This is a genomic window from Lysobacter fragariae, from assembly GCF_054779775.1.
The window spans coordinates 70599-87812 of record NZ_BAAGXP010000007.1; the positions used below are offsets into that span (position 1 = coordinate 70599).

General features: G+C 66.4%; 14 protein-coding genes and 1 pseudogene. 8 read left to right on the forward strand and 7 right to left on the reverse strand.

Annotated features, from left to right (window positions below; translation table 11 throughout):
* Nucleotides 1–121 precede the first annotated feature (121 nt).
* From cysS to ACYVD7_RS09255, 3 genes are all read left to right on the forward strand, one after another.
* The gene (gene cysS, locus ACYVD7_RS09245) at nucleotides 122–1489 is read left to right on the forward strand and encodes a cysteine--tRNA ligase (RefSeq protein ID WP_460762053.1); all 1368 of its coding nucleotides are present in this window, start codon (nucleotides 122–124) and stop codon (nucleotides 1487–1489) included.
* Nucleotides 1490–1554: 65 nt separating this feature from the next.
* Nucleotides 1555–1992, forward strand: a complete 438-nt coding sequence (locus ACYVD7_RS09250) for a SufE family protein (protein ID WP_460762056.1) — start codon at nucleotides 1555–1557, stop codon at nucleotides 1990–1992.
* Nucleotides 1993–2128: 136 nt separating this feature from the next.
* On the forward strand, nucleotides 2129–3370 hold the full coding sequence (locus ACYVD7_RS09255; protein WP_460762059.1) for an MFS transporter: 1242 nt from the start codon (nucleotides 2129–2131) through the stop codon (nucleotides 3368–3370).
* Between the two features lie 237 nt (nucleotides 3371–3607).
* Here the strand turns inward: ACYVD7_RS09255 and dksA are convergent, their stop codons facing one another.
* Entirely contained in the window at nucleotides 3608–4663 is a 1056-nt protein-coding gene (dksA, locus tag ACYVD7_RS09260) for an RNA polymerase-binding protein DksA (RefSeq protein WP_460762062.1), read from the reverse strand.
* A gap of 358 nt (nucleotides 4664–5021) precedes the next feature.
* On the opposite strand from dksA, the gene yidD reads away from it, so the two are divergent.
* From yidD to ACYVD7_RS09275, 3 genes and pseudogenes are all read left to right on the forward strand, one after another.
* A complete protein-coding gene (gene yidD / locus ACYVD7_RS09265) occupies nucleotides 5022–5219 on the forward strand; it encodes a membrane protein insertion efficiency factor YidD (RefSeq protein ID WP_460762065.1) in 198 nt (65 codons plus the stop codon).
* 21 nt (nucleotides 5220–5240) lie between these two features.
* A complete protein-coding gene (locus ACYVD7_RS09270) occupies nucleotides 5241–6572 on the forward strand; it encodes a dihydroorotase (protein WP_460762068.1) in 1332 nt (443 codons plus the stop codon).
* Between the two features lie 98 nt (nucleotides 6573–6670).
* Nucleotides 6671–7458: pseudogene (locus ACYVD7_RS09275) on the forward strand (M23 family metallopeptidase).
* Between the two features lie 612 nt (nucleotides 7459–8070).
* Here the strand turns inward: ACYVD7_RS09275 and folE2 are convergent.
* From folE2 to efp, 6 genes are all read right to left on the reverse strand, one after another.
* Complete coding sequence (gene folE2, locus ACYVD7_RS09280) at nucleotides 8071–9021, reverse strand: GTP cyclohydrolase FolE2 (protein ID WP_460762071.1); 951 nt, start codon at nucleotides 9019–9021, stop codon at nucleotides 8071–8073.
* Nucleotides 9022–9167: 146 nt separating this feature from the next.
* A complete protein-coding gene (locus tag ACYVD7_RS09285; protein WP_460762073.1) occupies nucleotides 9168–9962 on the reverse strand; it encodes a phytoene/squalene synthase family protein in 795 nt (264 codons plus the stop codon).
* On the reverse strand, nucleotides 9947–10633 hold the full coding sequence (locus ACYVD7_RS09290; protein ID WP_460762662.1) for a phosphoglycolate phosphatase: 687 nt from the start codon (nucleotides 10631–10633) through the stop codon (nucleotides 9947–9949). Before ACYVD7_RS09290 ends, ACYVD7_RS09285 begins: the two co-directional genes overlap by 16 nt.
* 130 nt (nucleotides 10634–10763) lie before the next feature.
* Nucleotides 10764–11483 (reverse strand): bifunctional 2-polyprenyl-6-hydroxyphenol methylase/3-demethylubiquinol 3-O-methyltransferase UbiG, encoded by a 720-nt coding sequence (gene ubiG / locus ACYVD7_RS09295; RefSeq protein WP_460762076.1) that lies wholly within the window; start codon nucleotides 11481–11483, stop codon nucleotides 10764–10766.
* 153 nt (nucleotides 11484–11636) lie between these two features.
* A complete protein-coding gene (locus ACYVD7_RS09300; protein WP_460762079.1) occupies nucleotides 11637–12974 on the reverse strand; it encodes a TRZ/ATZ family hydrolase in 1338 nt (445 codons plus the stop codon).
* Nucleotides 12975–13119: 145 nt separating this feature from the next.
* The gene (gene efp, locus ACYVD7_RS09305; RefSeq protein ID WP_460762082.1) at nucleotides 13120–13686 is read right to left on the reverse strand and encodes an elongation factor P; all 567 of its coding nucleotides are present in this window, start codon (nucleotides 13684–13686) and stop codon (nucleotides 13120–13122) included.
* Nucleotides 13687–13811: 125 nt separating this feature from the next.
* Here efp and epmB point away from each other — a divergent pair, with 125 nt between their 5' ends.
* Together epmB and ACYVD7_RS09315 are read left to right on the forward strand one after the other, a co-directional pair.
* Nucleotides 13812–14870: an EF-P beta-lysylation protein EpmB gene (gene epmB / locus ACYVD7_RS09310; RefSeq protein WP_460762085.1), complete on the forward strand. Its 1059-nt coding sequence runs from the start codon at nucleotides 13812–13814 to the stop codon at nucleotides 14868–14870.
* A 171-nt stretch (nucleotides 14871–15041) separates the two neighbouring features.
* Nucleotides 15042–17126, forward strand: coding sequence for an EAL domain-containing response regulator (locus tag ACYVD7_RS09315; protein WP_460762087.1), 2085 nt, complete (start codon nucleotides 15042–15044; stop codon nucleotides 17124–17126).
* Nucleotides 17127–17214 lie beyond the last annotated feature (88 nt).

Below are 17214 nucleotides of genomic sequence, written 5' to 3' on the forward strand. Positions count from 1 at the left end.
CCTTCTGGGCTCGGCCGCTCAAGGGGATTGTAGGCGACTGTCGGCGTCGGCCCCTGAATCACGGCTTTAGGAGGGCAGCGTCCAAGGCCCTAGAATGACCGCCAGCCAACGCGGTAACCCCATGAGCCTGCACCTTTTCAACAGCCTGACGCGTCGCGTCGAGGCCTTCGCGCCCCTCGATCCCGACCGCGTGACGATGTACGTCTGCGGCCCCACGGTCTACAACTACGTGCACATCGGCAATGCCCGTGGGCCGGTGGTTTTCGGCGTGCTGGCCGACCTGCTGCGTCGCCGCTTCGGTGGCCTGGCCTACGCCCGCAACATCACCGACATCGACGACAAGATCAACAACGCCGCCAGCGAACAGGGCGTGCCGATCTCCACCATCACGGACAAGTTCGCCGCTGCCTACCGCGAGGACATGGGTGCGCTGGGCGTGCGTCCGCCGGACCTGGAACCCACCGCGACGGCCCACGTGCCGCACATCATCGCGATGATCGAGCGCCTCATCGCCAACGGCAACGCCTATGCGGCCGAAGGGCATGTGCTGTTCTCGGTCGCCAGCTTCGACGGCTACGGCAAGCTCTCGCGTCGCGACACCGATGAGATGCTGGCCGGCGCACGCGTGGAAGTTGCTCCGTACAAGCGCGATCCGGGCGATTTCGTGTTGTGGAAGCCGTCCACCGGCAACCTTCCCGGCTGGGAATCGCCGTGGAGCTACGGCCGACCGGGCTGGCATATCGAGTGCTCGGCCATGGCCGAAGCGCACCTGGGCGACACCATCGACATCCACGCCGGCGGCGTCGACCTGCAGTTCCCGCACCACGAGAACGAAGTCGCGCAGAGCGAATGCGCGCACGGCGGCAAACCGTTCGCACGCTGGTGGCTGCACAACGGCATGCTGAATTTCGGCGGCGCCAAGATGGCCAAGTCAGTCGGCAACATCCAGCGCGTGCACGACCTGGTACGCGAGCAGCCGCCGGAAGCATTGCGCTACGCCCTGCTGTCGGCGCAATACCGGCAGCCGCTGGAATGGTCCGACGGACTGATCGAACAGAGCGTGCGCACGCTCGATCGCCTGTACGGAACTTTGCGCGATCTGGCGGATGTGCAGGCCGACGCGCGCATTCCCGACAGCGTGGAAGCCGCGCTGGACGACGACCTCAACACGCCGGCGGTGCTGGCGGAGATCGCGCGTATCGCCGGCGAGGCGCGCAAGGTCGAAGCCCCCGCCGAAAGGCAGCGCCTGAAGTCCGAACTGGTTGGCGCCGGGCTGGCCCTGGGCCTGTTGCAGCAGGATCCAGCCGCGTGGTTCGCCCGCGGCACGACCGGTGATGACGACACGCGCATCCAGGCGCTGATCGATGAACGCGCGACGGCCAAGAAGTCCCGCGATTTCGCCCGCGCGGATGCCATCCGCGACCAGCTCGTGGCCGAAGGCATTCTGCTGGAAGACACACCCCAGGGAGTACGCTGGCGTCGGGCGTGAGACGACCAAGCCCCCCTCACCAACCCTCCCCTTCGCTGACGCGAAAGGGAGGAGCAGCAGGCACCATGAACGACTCGACTTTCCCCATCGAACCGACCACCGGCGACGCCCAGGGCGCCATCCGTAACGAATTCGCGTTCTTCAGCGACTGGGCCGAGCGCTACCAGTACCTGATCGACCTCGGCCGCAAACTCCCCGTCTTTCCGGAAGAATGGAAGGTCGAGGAAAACCGCCTGCACGGTTGCCAGTCGATGGTCTGGATCGTCGCCGAAGGCGATGCGGACAAGCTGGACTTCCGTGCGATCAGCGACTCCGCGATCGTTTCGGGCCTGGTTTACCTCGCGCTGCGCGTGTACTCGGGACGCAGCGCGCAGGACATTCTGGCGACCCAGCCCGATTACATCGCCGACATCGGCCTGGTCAAGCACCTTTCGCCTACCCGCAGCAATGGACTGGCGGCGCTGCTGGGCTTCATCCGCGACCGGGCGCAGCAGTACGCGTGATGCGTGCGGCGCCAGCCCGGGGAGCGCGCGCGCGACGCCTCGCTGAGGCGCAACTGCAGGCAACTGCCGGACACGGCCGGATGGTTCAGCGCAGCCACTTAGCTGACGGCTGCGCAACGCCCGGAGCGGGCAGCAGGTGACCGACGCCGTCGCAACGACGACGTCTTCCCTGCTCCGCAACCGCGGTTTCACCGGCCTGTTGGCGTACCGGTTGCTGGCGATGCTGGCCTACCAGATCGTCGGTGTGACGGTCGGGTGGCACATCTATGAGATCACCCATGACCCGTTCGCCCTGGGCCTGATCGGGCTGGCAGAAGTCATTCCGTATTTCTGTTGTGCGTTGTTCGCCGGTTACGCCGTCGACCACCTGCCGCGCCGCAAGCTCGGCATGGCGGCGTGCCTGGGACTGGGCGCCACGGCGCTGCTGCTGGTCGGCGTAGCCGGTGGATTCGTCCCGAGCCATGGCACGCTGACGATCTACGCCGCAATCGCGCTGGGCGGCGTGGTACGTGCGTTCTTCGCGCCGGTGAACATGTCGCTGATGGCACGCGTGCTGCATCGCCGGGACTACGCACGTGCCGCAGGCGTCAGCAGCGTCAACATGCAGGCCGGGCTGGTGATCGGCCCGGCACTTGGCGGACTGCTGGTCGCCACCGGTGGCAAGGCCGTCGCCTACGGGGTTGCGGCCGCCTTCGCGCTGTTGGCGGCGATCGCGGTGATCACGATTCGCGTCACCGAACCGCCCCCGCCTGCCGAGCGCGCACCGATCTTCCGCAGCATCGGCGAAGGCCTGCGTTTCGTCTTCAACCACCAGATCGTGCTGGGTGCGCAGGCGCTGGACATGTTCTCGGTGCTTTTCGGCGGCGCGATCGCGTTATTGCCGGCGTTCATCGCCGATGTCCTGCACGCGGGTCCCGAAGCGCTGGGCATCCTGCGCGGCGCCCCTGCCGCCGGTGCGGTGATCGTGGGATTGTGGCTGACGCGGCATCCGCCGCAGCGTCGCGCCGGGCACGTGCTGCTGTACGCGGTGGCGGGATTCGGGCTGTGCATCATCGCCTTCGCGCTGTCGAAATCGTTCTGGCTGTCCGCGCTGCTGCTGATGCTGTCGGGCATGTGCGACGGTGTGTCGGTGGTGCTGCGCTCGACGATCCTGCAGCTGGCGACGCCCGATCACATGCGCGGCCGGGTCTCATCGATCAACGGAATCTTCATCGGATCGTCGAACGAACTGGGCGCGTTCGAATCCGGCGTCGCCGCGCGACTGCTGGGGCTGGTGCCGTCGGTGGTGTTCGGTGGTTGCATGACGCTGCTGGTGGTCGGAGCGACGGCGAAGCTGGCGCCGAAGCTGCGGCGACTGGATCTTCGCGAACTGCATTGAGTAGGGCGGGTCTCGACCCGCCATCGCGAACCCGCCGTCATCCGGTGGCGGGTCAAGACCCGACATCACGATCCGGCTCGCGTCGCGGTGGCGGGTCAAGACCCGCCCTACCCGGGAACGGCTTCCCCGGTCGGTGCGGGGAACGGCAAAGACGGGTTGGACATCCACCGCAGGATGGCAACCAACAAAAAAGCCCCGCAATCGCGGGGCTTTTTCAATTCCAGACGGGCGCGTTGCTCAATCGCCCATCTGCTTCTGCAGGTGCTCCCAGCGCTCCTGCGCATCGATGGTGCGCTCGGCGGTGAGTCGGGCTTCGAGACGCTCCAGGCCGATTTCCTCGCCGGTATCGACGCAGAAACCGTAATCGCCCGAGTCCACGCGCTTGAGCGTGCTGTCGATCTTGCTGATCAGCTTGCGGTAGCGGTCGCGGGTACGCAGTTCCAGCGAGTTCTCGGTTTCGCGGGTCGCGCGTTCGGCTTCGTCGCCGACGTCACGGACTTCGTCCTTGAGGTTCTCGATGGTCTGCTTGGATTCCTCGACCAGGTCGGCACGCCACTTCATCAGGCGCTGGCGGAAGTACTCCAGCTGCAGCGTGCTCATGTACTCCTCATCGGAGGAAGGCACGTAACCCTTCGGCACGATGGGACGGCCGGTGGCGTCGTCGGTCTTGTAGTCGACGACCCTGATCGGACCGCGAGGCGCGGGCGCCTTGTCCTTGTTCGCAGTTACCGCGACGGCAACCTTGCCAATCGGGCGCGGGGAGACCGGCGCACGCGACGGGGTCGGGGCCGGAGCCGCCTTGCCAGCCGTCGGCGCCTTCGCGGCGACCGCCTTGGCAGCAACCGGCGGCTTGGCAGCGACCGGCGGCTTGACTGGGGCCGGCGCGACGGCAACGGGGGCCGTTTTGGTCGCCGGACGCGGCGCAGGCTTCTTGACAACGGTCGGCTTGGCGGCGGGTTTTGCTGCCGGCTTGGCGACAACGGCCTTGGTCACCGGCTTCGCGGCGGCGACGGACTTGCCGGCCACCTTCGCAGGTGCCTTGGCGGGTGCCTTCACCGGGGCTTTTGCCGCGCTCTTTGCTACCGGCTTGGCCGGTGCGGCCTTCTTGGCAACAACCTTCTTCGCGACTGGCTTCTTGGCTACCGCCTTCTTGGCGGCGGGCTTGCTGGCCACCACCTTCTTTACTGCCTTGGAAACAGCGGGCTTCTTGGCCGCGGTCTTCTTGGGGGCGGCCTTCGCAGCCGGCTTCTTGGTGGCCTTGGCGGCCTTCTTCGCGGGTTTCTTCGCTGCCACGAGCGGCGTGTCCTCTGGTTACTGCTAGCTGTTTGCTGCGGCTGGTTCGTCCCTGACAGGTCCGGGCCAAGCGTGTCGGCCTGCCCGGAGGACTAGGGTTGGGCCGCTGGTCGAAAAAAGCAACGTGCCTTTCTACCCTGCGGCGATCCGTCGCCCTGTATCTGGAAAGCGCGCTGTTATACCCTGCCCCGGCTACTGCGGCAACCGCACTCGTGCACTTGCGAAATCGGGTGAATCCCGCGCCACTCGTGCGCCCTGACGGGTGCTGTAACCATGGAACCACGCTACGCCAACGATGGCCGGGCCAGTAACCGCCTGATGGCATGAAGGAATCGTGATAGGTCGACTGCTCATCGCAATGCTGCGCGGCTACAAGCGCTGGATCAGCCCTATGCTGGGCCCAGCCTGCCGGTTCCATCCCACCTGCTCGGTCTACGCGATGGAAGCGATCGATCGTTTCGGCCCTATCAAGGGCAGCTGGCTCGCCGCTCGCCGGGTAATGCGCTGCCACCCCCTGCATCCGGGCGGACACGACCCCGTCCCGCCCGCCCACTGACGCAAAAAACGGACCCCACACATGTCCTCAACCCTGATCGTCAATGCCCGCCTGGTGAACGAGGGCCGCGAGTTCGACGGCGACCTGCGCATGGAACACGGGCGCATCGTTGCGATCGGCCCAGGTCTCGCGCCCAGGTCGAACGAGACCGTCGTCGACGCCAACGGCCGGCGTTTGCTGCCGGGCATGATCGACGACCAGGTGCACTTCCGAGAGCCTGGCCTCGAATACAAGGCCGATATCGCCACCGAGTCGGCCGCCGCGGTCGCTGGCGGGCTGACCAGCTTCATGGACATGCCCAATACCTCGCCGCCCACGCTGGATTCGGCGGCGCTGGAGAACAAGTACGGCCGCGCGCGCGGTCGCGCTTGGGGCAACTACGGCTTCTACATGGGCGCCAGCAACGACAACCTGGACTCGATCCGCCGCCTCGACCCGCGCCACGCGCCGGGCGTGAAGGTGTTCATGGGTGCGTCCACCGGCAACATGCTGGTCGACAACCCGGCAATCCTGGACGGTATCTTCCGCGATTGCCCCACGCCGATCATCACCCACTGCGAAGACACGCCGATGATCGAGGCCGAACTGGTGCGCTACAAGGCGCAGTACGGCGACGACATCCCGGCCTGGTGCCATCCGGACATCCGCTCGCGCCAGGCGTGCATGAAGTCGACGGAGCTGGCGATCTCGCTCGCCCGCAAGCACGGCACCCGCCTGCACGTGCTGCACATCAGCACCGCCGATGAGCTCGCCCTGTTCCAGCCCGGCCCCATCGAGGGCAAGCGGATCACCGCGGAAACCTGCGTCCACTTCCTTCGTTTCGATCGCGCCGACTACGAGCGTCTGGGCCACCTGATCAAGTGCAACCCCGCGATCAAGGACGCATCGGACCGCGAAGCGCTGATCAACGCGCTGGCGACGGACGTGATCGACGTCCTGGCGACGGACCACGCGCCGCACACGCTGGAAGAGAAGCATCGTCCCTACACGTCGGCGCCGTCGGGATTGCCGCTGGTGCAATACGCACTCGTCGCCGCGCTGGAGCTGGTGCATGAAGGCAAGCTCACCACCGCGCAGGTCGTGCAGAAGTTCGCGCATGCCCCTGCGATCCTGTTCGACGTCAAGGAACGCGGCTACCTGCGCGAAGGCTACGCCGCCGACCTGGTGCTGGTGGAGGACACGCCGATGACGGTCCACGCCGACGACGTGTTGTCCAAGTGCGGCTGGTCGCCGTTCGAAGGCACGACGTTCCATTCGCGCATCGCTTCCACCTGGGTCAACGGCGTGCTGGCTTGGGATGGCCACCAGCTCGTCGGCGACGCCATGGGGCAGCGACTGGAGTTCGATCGGTGACGCAGGCACGCGCGGTGCGGACAGCGCTGCTGGCAGCAATGGTCAGCGCCTGCACCAGCGCGGGCATCGCGCAGACGCCCACCGCGAACCCGACAGTGGTGGGCACGCCCCGCAGTGACGCGAAGGATGTGCCCGGATCGACCGACAACCGTATCGTCTTCCCCCCAAGCGCGTCGCAGGGCGCGATGGTGCTGGGAAAAGTACCGGTCGGCAGCCAGGTCACTTATGGCAGCCATCAGCTGCACCCTACCCCCTACGGCACCGTGGTGTTCGGCGTTGGCCGCGACGAGAAAGGGCCGGTCAGCATCGCAGTGGTGCGACCGGATGGCAGCAGCGACACGATCAGCATCGCGGTAACGCCACGCGACTGGCCTATCGAGAACATCAACGGCGTACCACCCTCGACGGTGAACCCGCCGCCTGAGATCGCCGAGCGCATCCAGCGCGAGCAGGTGTGGCCGCGGCGCGCGATCGCGACGACGACCGCGCCGATTTCGCGCAAAAGTTCATCTGGCCGGTGCAGGGGCGCATCAGTGGGCGCTTCGGCAACCAGCGCGTCTACAACGGCACGCCCAAGTCGCCGCACTCGGGAATGGACATCGCCGCCGCGGCCGGCACGCCGGTGAAGGCGCCCGCTGCTGGTGTCGTCACCTTCGCCAACATCGACCTTTACCTCACCGGTGGCACCGTACTGCTGGACCACGGGCACGGCGTGAGCTCGAATTTCCTGCACCTGTCGCGCATCGACGTGAAAGTGGGCGATCGCATCTTGCAGGGCCAGGTGATCGGGGCGGTAGGTTCGACCGGGCGCGCGACGGGACCGCATCTGCATTGGGGCATGAACTGGTTCGACGTGCGGATCGATCCGCTGCTGCTGCTTGAATAGGGGCAGTAACTTCTCGGTCGCTCTTCACGATCGCCCCGCGCTGCGGCGCGTTCGTATCCCTGCGGACTGAAGTCCATCGTGGCGCGGTTCGACGTGCGGATAGATCCGTTGTTGGTGCTTGAGCCGGGGCAGTAACTCCTCGGTCGCTCTTCACGATCGCGGCGCGCTGCGGCGCGTTCGTTATCCCTGCGGACTGAAGTCCATCGTGGCGCGGTTCGACGTGCGGATCGATCCGCTGTTGCTGCTTGAGCCGGGGCAGTAATTCTCCGGTCGCTTTTCACGATCGCGGCGCGCTGCGGCGCGTTCGTTATACCTGCGGATTAAGTCCATCGTGGCGCGGTTCGACGTGCGGATCGATCCGCTGTTGCTGCTTGAGCCGGGGCAGTAATTCCCCGGTCGCTCTTTACGATCGCGGCGCGCTGCGGCGCGTTCGTCATCGCCGCGACTTGAAGTCCATCGTGGCGCGGTTCGACGTGCGGATCGATCCGTTGTTGCTGCTTGAGCTGGGGCAGTAAGTCCTCGGTCGCTCTTCACGATCACGGCGCGCTGCGGCGCGTTCGTTATCCCTGCGGATTAAAGCCTATCGCGGCGCGGCGCGCTGCGGCGCGTTCGTTATCCGCGCGACTGAACGTCCATCGTGGCGCGCCCTTCGCCGGTAACGGTCGCGACGGCGTCGTGCGCGTGCAGGCTCTCGAAATGCGACACGCGGGCGTCGAAACGCTCGACGCGGGCGTCGCTGGACAAAGCGGAGGCTACGCGCCGGGCGGCGTCCTCGCAGAACATCAGGTTCTCGGCGTTGAGCCGGGCGAACGCCTGCTCGTCCTCGCGCTTCACCGCGGTCTGCACCGGCGTGCCGAGCGCCTGCTCGATCGCATCGATCAGTGCCGCCAGCGGCAACTCGTCGAAGGCCGGACGCAATTCGACATGGACATCGGCGCGACTGCGCTGGGCGTGCGGCGTGGCGGCGAGGCCACGCTCAGATGCCAGCCACTCGTGGATCGCGGAGGACAGCGGCCGGGTGTCGGCGAAATCCTCCACGAATCGTTCCGCATTGAGCTGGCGCGAGAGCGCCGCCGATGCCGGACAAGTACTGGAGTACTCGACGGCAAAGCGCAGCCCCAGTCGAAGGTGCCCATCGATCAGCGACGCGTCGATCTCGACCGGATAGCGCTTCCAGCCGGCGTGATCGCTGGCCAACGCGGGACGCAACAGCAGTTGTTCGTAACGCAGCACCAGCCGCGCGCGACCGGACAGTCCGCCCTGGGTATCGACCAGTGTCTGCAGCACGCGGCGCAGGCCTGCGGGGGTGACGGTCTCGCTCGCGAAGGCGTGCTGCAGTTCCAGGTATAGGCGCGACATGTGGATGCCGCGCGCATTGGCGTCGCGCAGGTCCACCGAAACATCGACCGATGCAGGCACGGTGATGGTGTCACCCGCGCTGGAGGTCACGCGCAGTGGCAAGGCGATGTTCGACATGCCCACCCAGTCGAGCGGGCGTGCAGCCGCGGCAGCGTCGAAAGCGACGTCGGGAAGGCGGCGGGAAGGGTCGGGGCGTGTGCTCATGCGGGCTGATGTGGGGGCATCGGGCGGGATCGCAATCGACGGCATTCTACCTGTGGGCGCAACAGTCTGTTTTTGCGCCGTTTTTTTGCCGCGGCCACCCTGCGCTCGGGTCGGTGATATCGGCCGGTTTGGGATGGTGCGTGGGATCAGGAACGGGCGGCCCGCCACGACGCCCAGAGCGCGGCAAGTCGCGCAAGCGGTTGCACCGGCTCACCCTGGGCCAGGCGGGCCAACGCAAGTCCCGTCCATACGCGGCGGGCGCGGCTGGCGGTGCGCATCGCCTGGCGAAGCTGTGCCCGCCCGTCCGCCAGGTCATGCGACCACTGCGTGACTGCGGCATCGCTGCCGACGCGGGCAAGGACCTGCAGGGGGACGGCTTCGCCCGGATGCTGCGACAGGCGTGCATGGAGCAGGCACACGATCACGGCTTCCGTCGGCTGATGCGACTGGTCCATCGACCCGAGCACACCCTGCTCCACCGTGCAGACCGCCTGCGCGAAAGGCAACACCTGGGCGCGCGCTTCGTCGGCATCAGCTGGTCGCTCGCGGCTGTCGCGCAGCGACGGCAACGCGGCGGCAAGTTGCGTCCAGCCAGCCGGCAGTTTCTGCAACGCCACGCCCAGAGGGTGCCGGCGGATCCCTCGCGACCAACCTTGCAGCTCCTCCATCCACCAGGCCAGCTTGGCCTCGCCAGGACGCGGATCAGCGCCGCCCCAGGCGGCATCGGTGAGTTCCTGCTGGAGCGTAGCCCACGCCAGCGCCGCCTCGCGCTGCGCCATTGGCACGAACACGTCCGCGATCGCCCACTCCGGCCAGCGCGCGCGCCATTTGCCGGTGAAGCTGGCGAGTCCGGTTTCTTCCGGTGCTCCGTGACCCGACGGCCCGGAGCCGGCTTCTTCGCGCTGGCCTGCATCGCCTTCGATCATCATGGCGTCGGGCACGCGGCGGGCCACGCGGCAGGATCACAGAGTTGTCCGGGCCGGTCGATCATCGCGTCGCCCCTCCACGAGAACGGATCGTCCTCGGTGAGGCGATAGCCCCACAGCGCCACCACCGATGGCATGCCGGCGGCCTGCGCGGCCAGGATGTCGCGCTCGTCATCACCGACGTAGACACAATCGGACGCGGCGATGTCGATGAGTTGCGCGGCATGCAGCAGTGGCAACGGATCGGGCTTGCGCACAGGCAGCGTGTCGCCGCCAATCAGCACCGCACAGCGGGATTCCCAGCCCAGCAGCGGCATGAGTTTCTTCGCCAGGTACTCCGGTTTGTTGGTGACGATGCCCCAGCGGCAGCCGGCTGCTTCAAGCTGAGTCAGCATTGCCTCGACGCCATCGAAAGGCTGGCCATGGCAACCGAGTTCGCGCTCGTAGACATCGAGGAATTCGCGAACCCATTGCTCGCGCTGATCGGCTTCCACGTCAGGGAAACCGGCTGCGAGCATCGCCCTGGCGCCTTTCGACACCACCGGACGTAGTTGTTCCAGCGCCATGGCGCCGCGTCCCCGCTCTGCCCGCATCCGGTTGAGGACGGCGAGGAAATCCGGGGCGCTGTCGACAAGCGTGCCGTCGAGGTCGAAGAGCGCTGCTTTGGGAAAGGTGGATGGAAGCATCGTCAGAAGAAATGTTGTCCGGAGCGCAGCGAAGGACCAGTTTTTTGTCAGTGCATGTTGATCGGGCTGCGGTGACGTTTCCTCATCCCATCTGGACGACAACCGCTCACCGGCTCCAACAGCTGTTACATCACGCCGACTTGCACGCACAAGCCAGATAGTTGACGTCGGTACGCGGGATCAACCGCGCCGCGTTGCGCCAGGGTTCGTACATCAGGCCACTCACGTCTTCCAGCTGCAGGCCAGCTGCGCGCAGCCACGCGGCCAGTTCCGACGGTTTGATGAAGTCGCGGTATTGATGCGTGCCCTTCGGCAGGACGCGCGCGATGTACTCCGCTCCCACGATCGCCAGCGCGAATGCAGCCGGCGTGCGATTGAGCGTGGACAGGAACAGGCGACCGCCCGGCTTCAGCATCGCCGCGCAGGCATTGATGATGGCTGAGGGATCGGGAACGTGCTCCAGCATTTCCATACAGGTGATCGCATCGAATTCGCCCGGCATCTCCTGCGCCAGCGACTCCGCCGACTGGAGCCGGTAATCGACGCTGACGCCGCTTTCCAGCCGATGCAGACGGGCAACCTTGATCAACTCCGGCGCCAGGTCCAGCGCGGTGACCTGCGCGCCGTTGCGCGCCAGGGCCTCGCTGAGCAGGCCGGCGCCACAACCGACGTCGAGCACGCGCGCGCCCTGCAGATGCGCGCGTTCGGCCACGTAACCCAGGCGCGTCGGATTCAGCGCGTGCAGCGCCTTCTGCGGGCCTTCCGGATCCCACCAGCGCTGCGCCAACGCACCGAACTTGTCGAGTTCGGCCTGGCTGAAATTGTCATTGGATGGCGAAGGATGACTCATGCGGCAATTCCCAGTTGAATCATTCCCGCGAGCGCGGGAGACGTTTCGCAACAACGAAGCTGGTGGCCAAGGGACACTTCCCGACCGGAAGCAGCGTCCCTGGACTCCCGCCTTCGCGGGAGTGACGAGCCCAATCCAAAGCAGGGATACGGCTCACGAAATCCTGATCGTGGCGATGCGGTCGCGCCATTGCCGCGCATTGGCGATGACGGCATCGATGTCGATGTCCACCAGCACGCGGTCGCGCAGCCTGGGTTTGCCGGCAATCCACACGTCGCTGACCTGCTGCCGGCCCGCTGCATAGACGAGCTGGGAGACCACGTGATGCAGCGGCTGGGTTTCCAGCTGACCCAGGTCGACCAACGCCAGATCCGCCTGCTTGCCGGCCTCGATCGAACCGATCTGCGCTTCGAAGCCCAGCGCCTTCGCTCCGCCGAGCGTGGCTGCGCGCAAGGCAGTCGCGGCGTCGAACGCAGAGGCGTCCTGCGCGACGGCCTTGGCCAGCAACGCCGCGGTGCGGGTCTCGCCAAACATGTCGAGGTCGTTGTTGCTCGCGCAGCCGTCGGTCCCGATGGCGATATTCACGCCGGCTTTCTGCAGCCTGCCGATCGGGCAGAAGCCCGATGCCAGCTTGAGATTGGATTCCGGGCAATGCACGACACTCACGCCGCGCTGGGCACACAGCTCGATCTCGGCATCGGTGAGCTGGGTCATGTGCACGGCGATCAGGCGATCGTTGACCAGACCGAGTCGATCCAGTCGCGCGATCGGGCGCTGGCCGTGTTTCTCATGCGACTCGGCGACCTCGTGCGCGGTCTCGTGCGTGTGCAGGTGCACGGGGACGTCGAGCTGGTCGGCCAGCATGCGGATGCGTTCGAAGTTATCGTCCGACACGGTGTACGGCGCGTGCGGCGCGAAGGTCATGGCCACCAGCGGATCGTGGCGCCACTGGTCGTGGACCTGGGTCGCGCGATCGAAGTATTCGTCCGACGTCTTCGCCCACGCCGTGGGGAAGTCGATGATCGGCAGGCCCACGCGCGCGCGGAAGCCGTGCTGTTTGTAGACCGCGGCCTGCACGTCTGGAAAAAAATAGTTCTCGTTGGCGCAGGTGGTGCCGCCGCGGAGCATTTCGGCGATCGCCAGGGTGATGCCGTCGGCCACGAATTCAGGGCCAATCACCGCGCCTTCGATCGGCCAGATGTGGCCCTGCAGCCATTCCATCAGCGGCAGGTCGTCGGCGACGCCGCGCAGCAGCGTCATCGGGTTGTGGGTGTGTGCGTTGACCAGGCCGGGGATCAGCGCGGCGTCGGGCCGCGACACGTTTTCCTTCGCCTGGTAACGGGCCCGCGCCTCGTGAATCGGCAGCAGTTCGAGGATCGCGCCGCCACGAATGGCAACGGCGTGGTTTTCGAGGACCACGCCGTGCGGTTCGACCGGGACGACGAAGCCGGCTTCGATGAGGAGGTCGCAGGCTTCGGGAGCAGTCGTCATTCGGTCTTCCTGTGTGTTGTCGTCCTGGGTGTCACGATGCTTTCCGGGATACCGGGCTGCGCGGAACAACAGCAACAACCCGGCGGATCCTTCGCCTGCAACTCAGGATGACGGTCGTGCAAAACCGCGGCCGCACGCCAGATCGTCACTTCACGCGCGAAACGTACTCGCCGCTGCGGGTGTCGACCTTGATCACTTCTTCCTGGCCGACGAACAGCGGCACGCGGACCACGGCGCCGGTTTCCAGCGTGGCCGGCTTGCCGCCGCCACCGGAAGTGTCGCCGCGGACGCCCGGGTCGGTCTCGACGATCTTGAGCTCGACGAAATTCGGCGGCTGCACGGAGATCGGGCTGCCGTTCCACAGCGTCACCACGCACTCTTCTTCACCCTTGAGCCACTTGTCCGCACCGGCCATGCCGGCCTTGTCGGCCTGGACCTGCTCGAACGACTCCTGGTTCATGAAATGCCAGTACTCGCCGTCCGAGTACAGGTACTGCATATCGGTATCGACCACGTCCGCCTGCTCGACGTTGTCGGTCGCCTTCATGGTCATTTCGACCACGCGGCCCGACTTGATGCTGCGGTACTTGACGCGGGTGAAGGCCTGGCCTTTGCCCGGCTTGACGTATTCGGTCTCGGTGATGATGCACGGGTCGTTGTTGACCAGGATCTTCTGTCCGTTCTTGACGTCGTTCATGCCCAGGGTGGCCATGCGAAAAACTCCCAAAAAGTGATCTGTAGGGCCGTGCCGCCGCGGGGCGGCGAACGGCTAAAATGACGGGCTGCGCTGCCACGGCCATACGGTCCGCCGGCGGCGCCAGAATTGACTGGTCTGACATGATACCTGCAGGACATTCCCTCTCCCAGCCGTCGGCTTCCGGGCCGCTAGCTCCAGGAACGGCCGAACCCACGCCCCTGCAGCCTCCCGGCTGGCAGCAGCAGTGGCGCGAGGCCGTGCGCGATCCGCGCGAACTGCTGGCGTTGCTGGGACTGGATCCGTCCAGCCTGGGGATTTCGGACGAAGCCGCCCGCCAGTTCCCGCTTCGGGTGCCGCGCGCCTTTGTAGCCCGGATGCGCCACGGCGATGCCGCCGACCCGCTGCTGCGCCAGGTGCTGCCGCTGGACGCGGAAATGCGGCCGATGCCGGGATTCAGCCTGGATGCCGTGGGCGACGCCGCAGCCAAGGCGGCCGATGGCGTGATCCACAAGTACCAGGGCCGTGCGCTGTTGATCGCCACGGGCAGCTGCGCGGTGCATTGCCGCTACTGCTTCCGCCGGCACTTCCCCTATGCGCAGGAAACCGCCGCGGCCAATGGGTGGGCGCAGGCTGTCGACGTGATCCGCGCCGACACCTCCATAGGAGAGGTCATCCTCTCCGGCGGCGACCCGTGGTCGCTGGCGACCCCCAAGCTGGCCGAGCTCACCCATGCACTCGCGCAGGTCCCGCACCTGCGGCGCCTGCGCGTGCACACGCGACTGCCGGTCGTCCTGCCCGACCGCGTCGACGAGCCGCTACTCGCCTGGCTGCGCGCCCTGCCCTGGCCGGTGACCGTGGTCCTGCATGCCAACCATGCCCACGAATTCGATGCCGCCGTCGATGCCGCCTGTGTCCGCCTACGCGCGGCGGGCGCGACTTTGCTGAATCAGGCAGTCCTGCTGGCCGGCGTGAACGATACCGTCGACGCACTGGTCGAACTGGGCGAACGCAGCTTCGCGGCCGGCGTGCTGCCCTACTACCTCCACCAGCTCGACCGCGTGCAGGGCGCGGCGCACTTCGAAGTCAGCGACGAGCACGCCCGGGCCCTGCACAAATCGTTGGCATCGCGCCTGTCAGGCTACCTAGTGCCACGGCTGGTGCGGGAGGTTGCAGGCGACCCCGGCAAGCGGCCGCTCTAGCCCGCATCCGACGTTGGACAGGACATGCCGCCCAAGCCCCGCAGAAATGTCGACTCCGCCACATCGGCCGATTCAGGAAATGGACGCGAGCGCCGGCTTCATGTCATAAATCCGGGCCACGGCGACCCTCGGCAGGATGCCGGTTCGTCGGCAAGCTCGGAGGGACGGGGAATGCAATTGGGCAAAGATACGGCGCTGCGGCTGCTGGTCGTTGATGACAGCGTCGAGGCCGCAGAAGCCATCGTCAGCGGCCTGCGCAATGCAGGCATCGCGGTGCGCCCTTCGCGTCCCGAGGACCTGGACGAGTTCGCCAGTCTGGTCGACGGCCAGTTGCAGGACGTCATCCTCGCATCGCAGAACGCCACGGGCGTTCCGCTGGACAAGGTCCTGGAGAAGGTCGCCGCCAGCGGTAAGGACCTGCCCGTACTGGTGCTGGTCAACGCGTTGGACGAATCGCTGCTGCTCAAGATTACCCGCATGGGCGCGCGCGGCGTGGCCCTGCGCGAGCAGATGGACCACATCCTCAACGTCGTGCGCGCCGAATGGCTCGACCTGGAAGCGCGCCGCTCGTTTCGTCGCATGCAGGGCCAGATGCGCGAGATCGAGCGTCGCTGCGACGCACTGATCGACTCCTCGCGCGACGCCATCGCCTACATCCACGAAGGCATGCACATCCGCGCCAACGCGGCCTACCTGGAGCTGTTCGGCTTCGAATCTTTCGATGATATCGAGGGCATGTCGTTGCTGGACCTGGTGGCCCCGCCCAAGGTCGACGGCTTCAAGAAACTGCTCAAGGGGCTCTCGAAGGGCGAAGCGCCACCGCCGACTTACGAAACCGAAGCCGTTACCCCGGAAGGCGAGAATTTCCCGGCGATCATGGAATTCACCCAGGCCACCTACGAAGGCGAGAACTGCCTGCAGGTCATCCTGCGCAAGCAGGAAGAGCAGGTGGACCCGGAACTCGCGCGCGAGGTCGAAGCCCTGCGCCAGCGCGACCAGGTCACCGGCCTGCTCAACCGCGCCACGTTCCTGCGTTCGCTCGAAGACGCGGTGGCCGCCACCGCCGAAAAAGCCACGCCGCACGGCCTGTTGCTGCTTGAACCCGACCACTTCGTCCGCTTGCTCCAGGAGATCGGCCTCGACGCCGCCGACGACCTGATCGCTGCCGTGGGCCAACGCCTGTCCGCATCCGTGGGACCGGCCGACGTGGTTGCCCGCTTCGGCGAGCACCAGTTCGCAGTGCTCACCCTCAACAGCGACCACGGCCAGACCGCGAAGCTGGCCGAGACGGTGCGAGCCGCCTTCGCCAATGCGGTCGTCTCCGCGCGCGACCACTCGCTCAACGTCACGATCAGCATCGGCGGCGTACAGGTTGGCGAGAAGATCGCCAACGTCGCCAACATCCTTGCCAAGGCGAACCACGGCCTGCAATCCACGATTGGCGTGGGCGGCAACCGCGTCCAGCTGTTCGACCCCGGCGCGACCGATCGCGCGGAAGAGGAACGCATCGCCGCGTGGGTGACGCGCATCCGCGAGGCATTGGCCGGCGACCACTTCGTCATGCACTTCCAGCCGCTGGTGCCGCTGCACGGGTCCCCGGACGAGATGTACGAGACCCTGCTGCGCCTGCAGGGCGAGCACGGCGAACTGGTGCAGCCGATGACCTTCCTCCCGATCGCGGAGGAACACGGCATGTTGGGCGCCATCGACCGCTGGGTCGTGGGTCGCGCCATCCGCTTGATCGCCGATCGCCAGCGCGCGAACAAGCGCACGCGCCTGCTGGTGAAGATCACCCAGGCGTCGCTCGAAGACGACAGCCTGGTCAATTACATCGGCGAACAGTTCCAGATGCATGCCGTGGACGGACGCCTGCTGGTGCTGCAGATTCCCGAGTCAAAGGTCTTCACCAATCTCAGCGCCGCCCAGAAATTCCAGGCCGCCGTGGCGCAATTCGGCGTGCGGGTGGGACTGGAGCAGTTCGGCACCGGTCTCAACCCGTTCCAGCTGCTCACCCACTTCGACGCCAGCTTCATAAAGATCGACCGCAGCTTCATGCAGGACCTGGGCACCAATCCCGAGCACCAGAAGCGCGTGCGCGAGTTCGCGGCCAAAGCGCAGGAACTGGGCAAGCAGACCATCGCCGAACACGTGCAGGACGCGGGCAGCATGACCACGCTGTTCGGTGCGGGCATCGATTACGCGCAGGGGCACTTCCTGGCACCTGCGGGGCCGGATATGGACTACGAGTTCGGTTGATTTCGGACCGACCGATGCGGTCGGATTCAGGCGCTGCCGATTGATGACGAAAAAAGCCCGCCGGTTGGCGGGCTTTTCTTTGCGGATT

Bases quoted from the DNA above. Each gene is read 5' to 3' on its own strand.
- ubiG (WP_460762076.1), bottom strand. From the start codon at position 11,483: ATGAGTCATCCTTCGCCATCCAATGACAATTTCAGCCAGGCCGAACTC.
- folE2 (WP_460762071.1), bottom strand. From the start codon at position 9,021: ATGAGCACACGCCCCGACCCTTCCCGCCGCCTTCCCGACGTCGCTTTC.
- ACYVD7_RS09315 (WP_460762087.1), top strand. From the start codon at position 15,042: ATGCAATTGGGCAAAGATACGGCGCTGCGGCTGCTGGTCGTTGATGAC.
- efp (WP_460762082.1), bottom strand. From the start codon at position 13,686: ATGGCCACCCTGGGCATGAACGACGTCAAGAACGGACAGAAGATCCTG.
- ACYVD7_RS09270 (WP_460762068.1), top strand. From the start codon at position 5,241: ATGTCCTCAACCCTGATCGTCAATGCCCGCCTGGTGAACGAGGGCCGC.
- cysS (WP_460762053.1), top strand. From the start codon at position 122: ATGAGCCTGCACCTTTTCAACAGCCTGACGCGTCGCGTCGAGGCCTTC.
- epmB (WP_460762085.1), top strand. From the start codon at position 13,812: ATGATACCTGCAGGACATTCCCTCTCCCAGCCGTCGGCTTCCGGGCCG.
- yidD (WP_460762065.1), top strand. From the start codon at position 5,022: ATGCTGCGCGGCTACAAGCGCTGGATCAGCCCTATGCTGGGCCCAGCC.
- ACYVD7_RS09300 (WP_460762079.1), bottom strand. From the start codon at position 12,974: ATGACGACTGCTCCCGAAGCCTGCGACCTCCTCATCGAAGCCGGCTTC.
- ACYVD7_RS09250 (WP_460762056.1), top strand. From the start codon at position 1,555: ATGAACGACTCGACTTTCCCCATCGAACCGACCACCGGCGACGCCCAG.
- ACYVD7_RS09290 (WP_460762662.1), bottom strand. From the start codon at position 10,633: ATGCTTCCATCCACCTTTCCCAAAGCAGCGCTCTTCGACCTCGACGGC.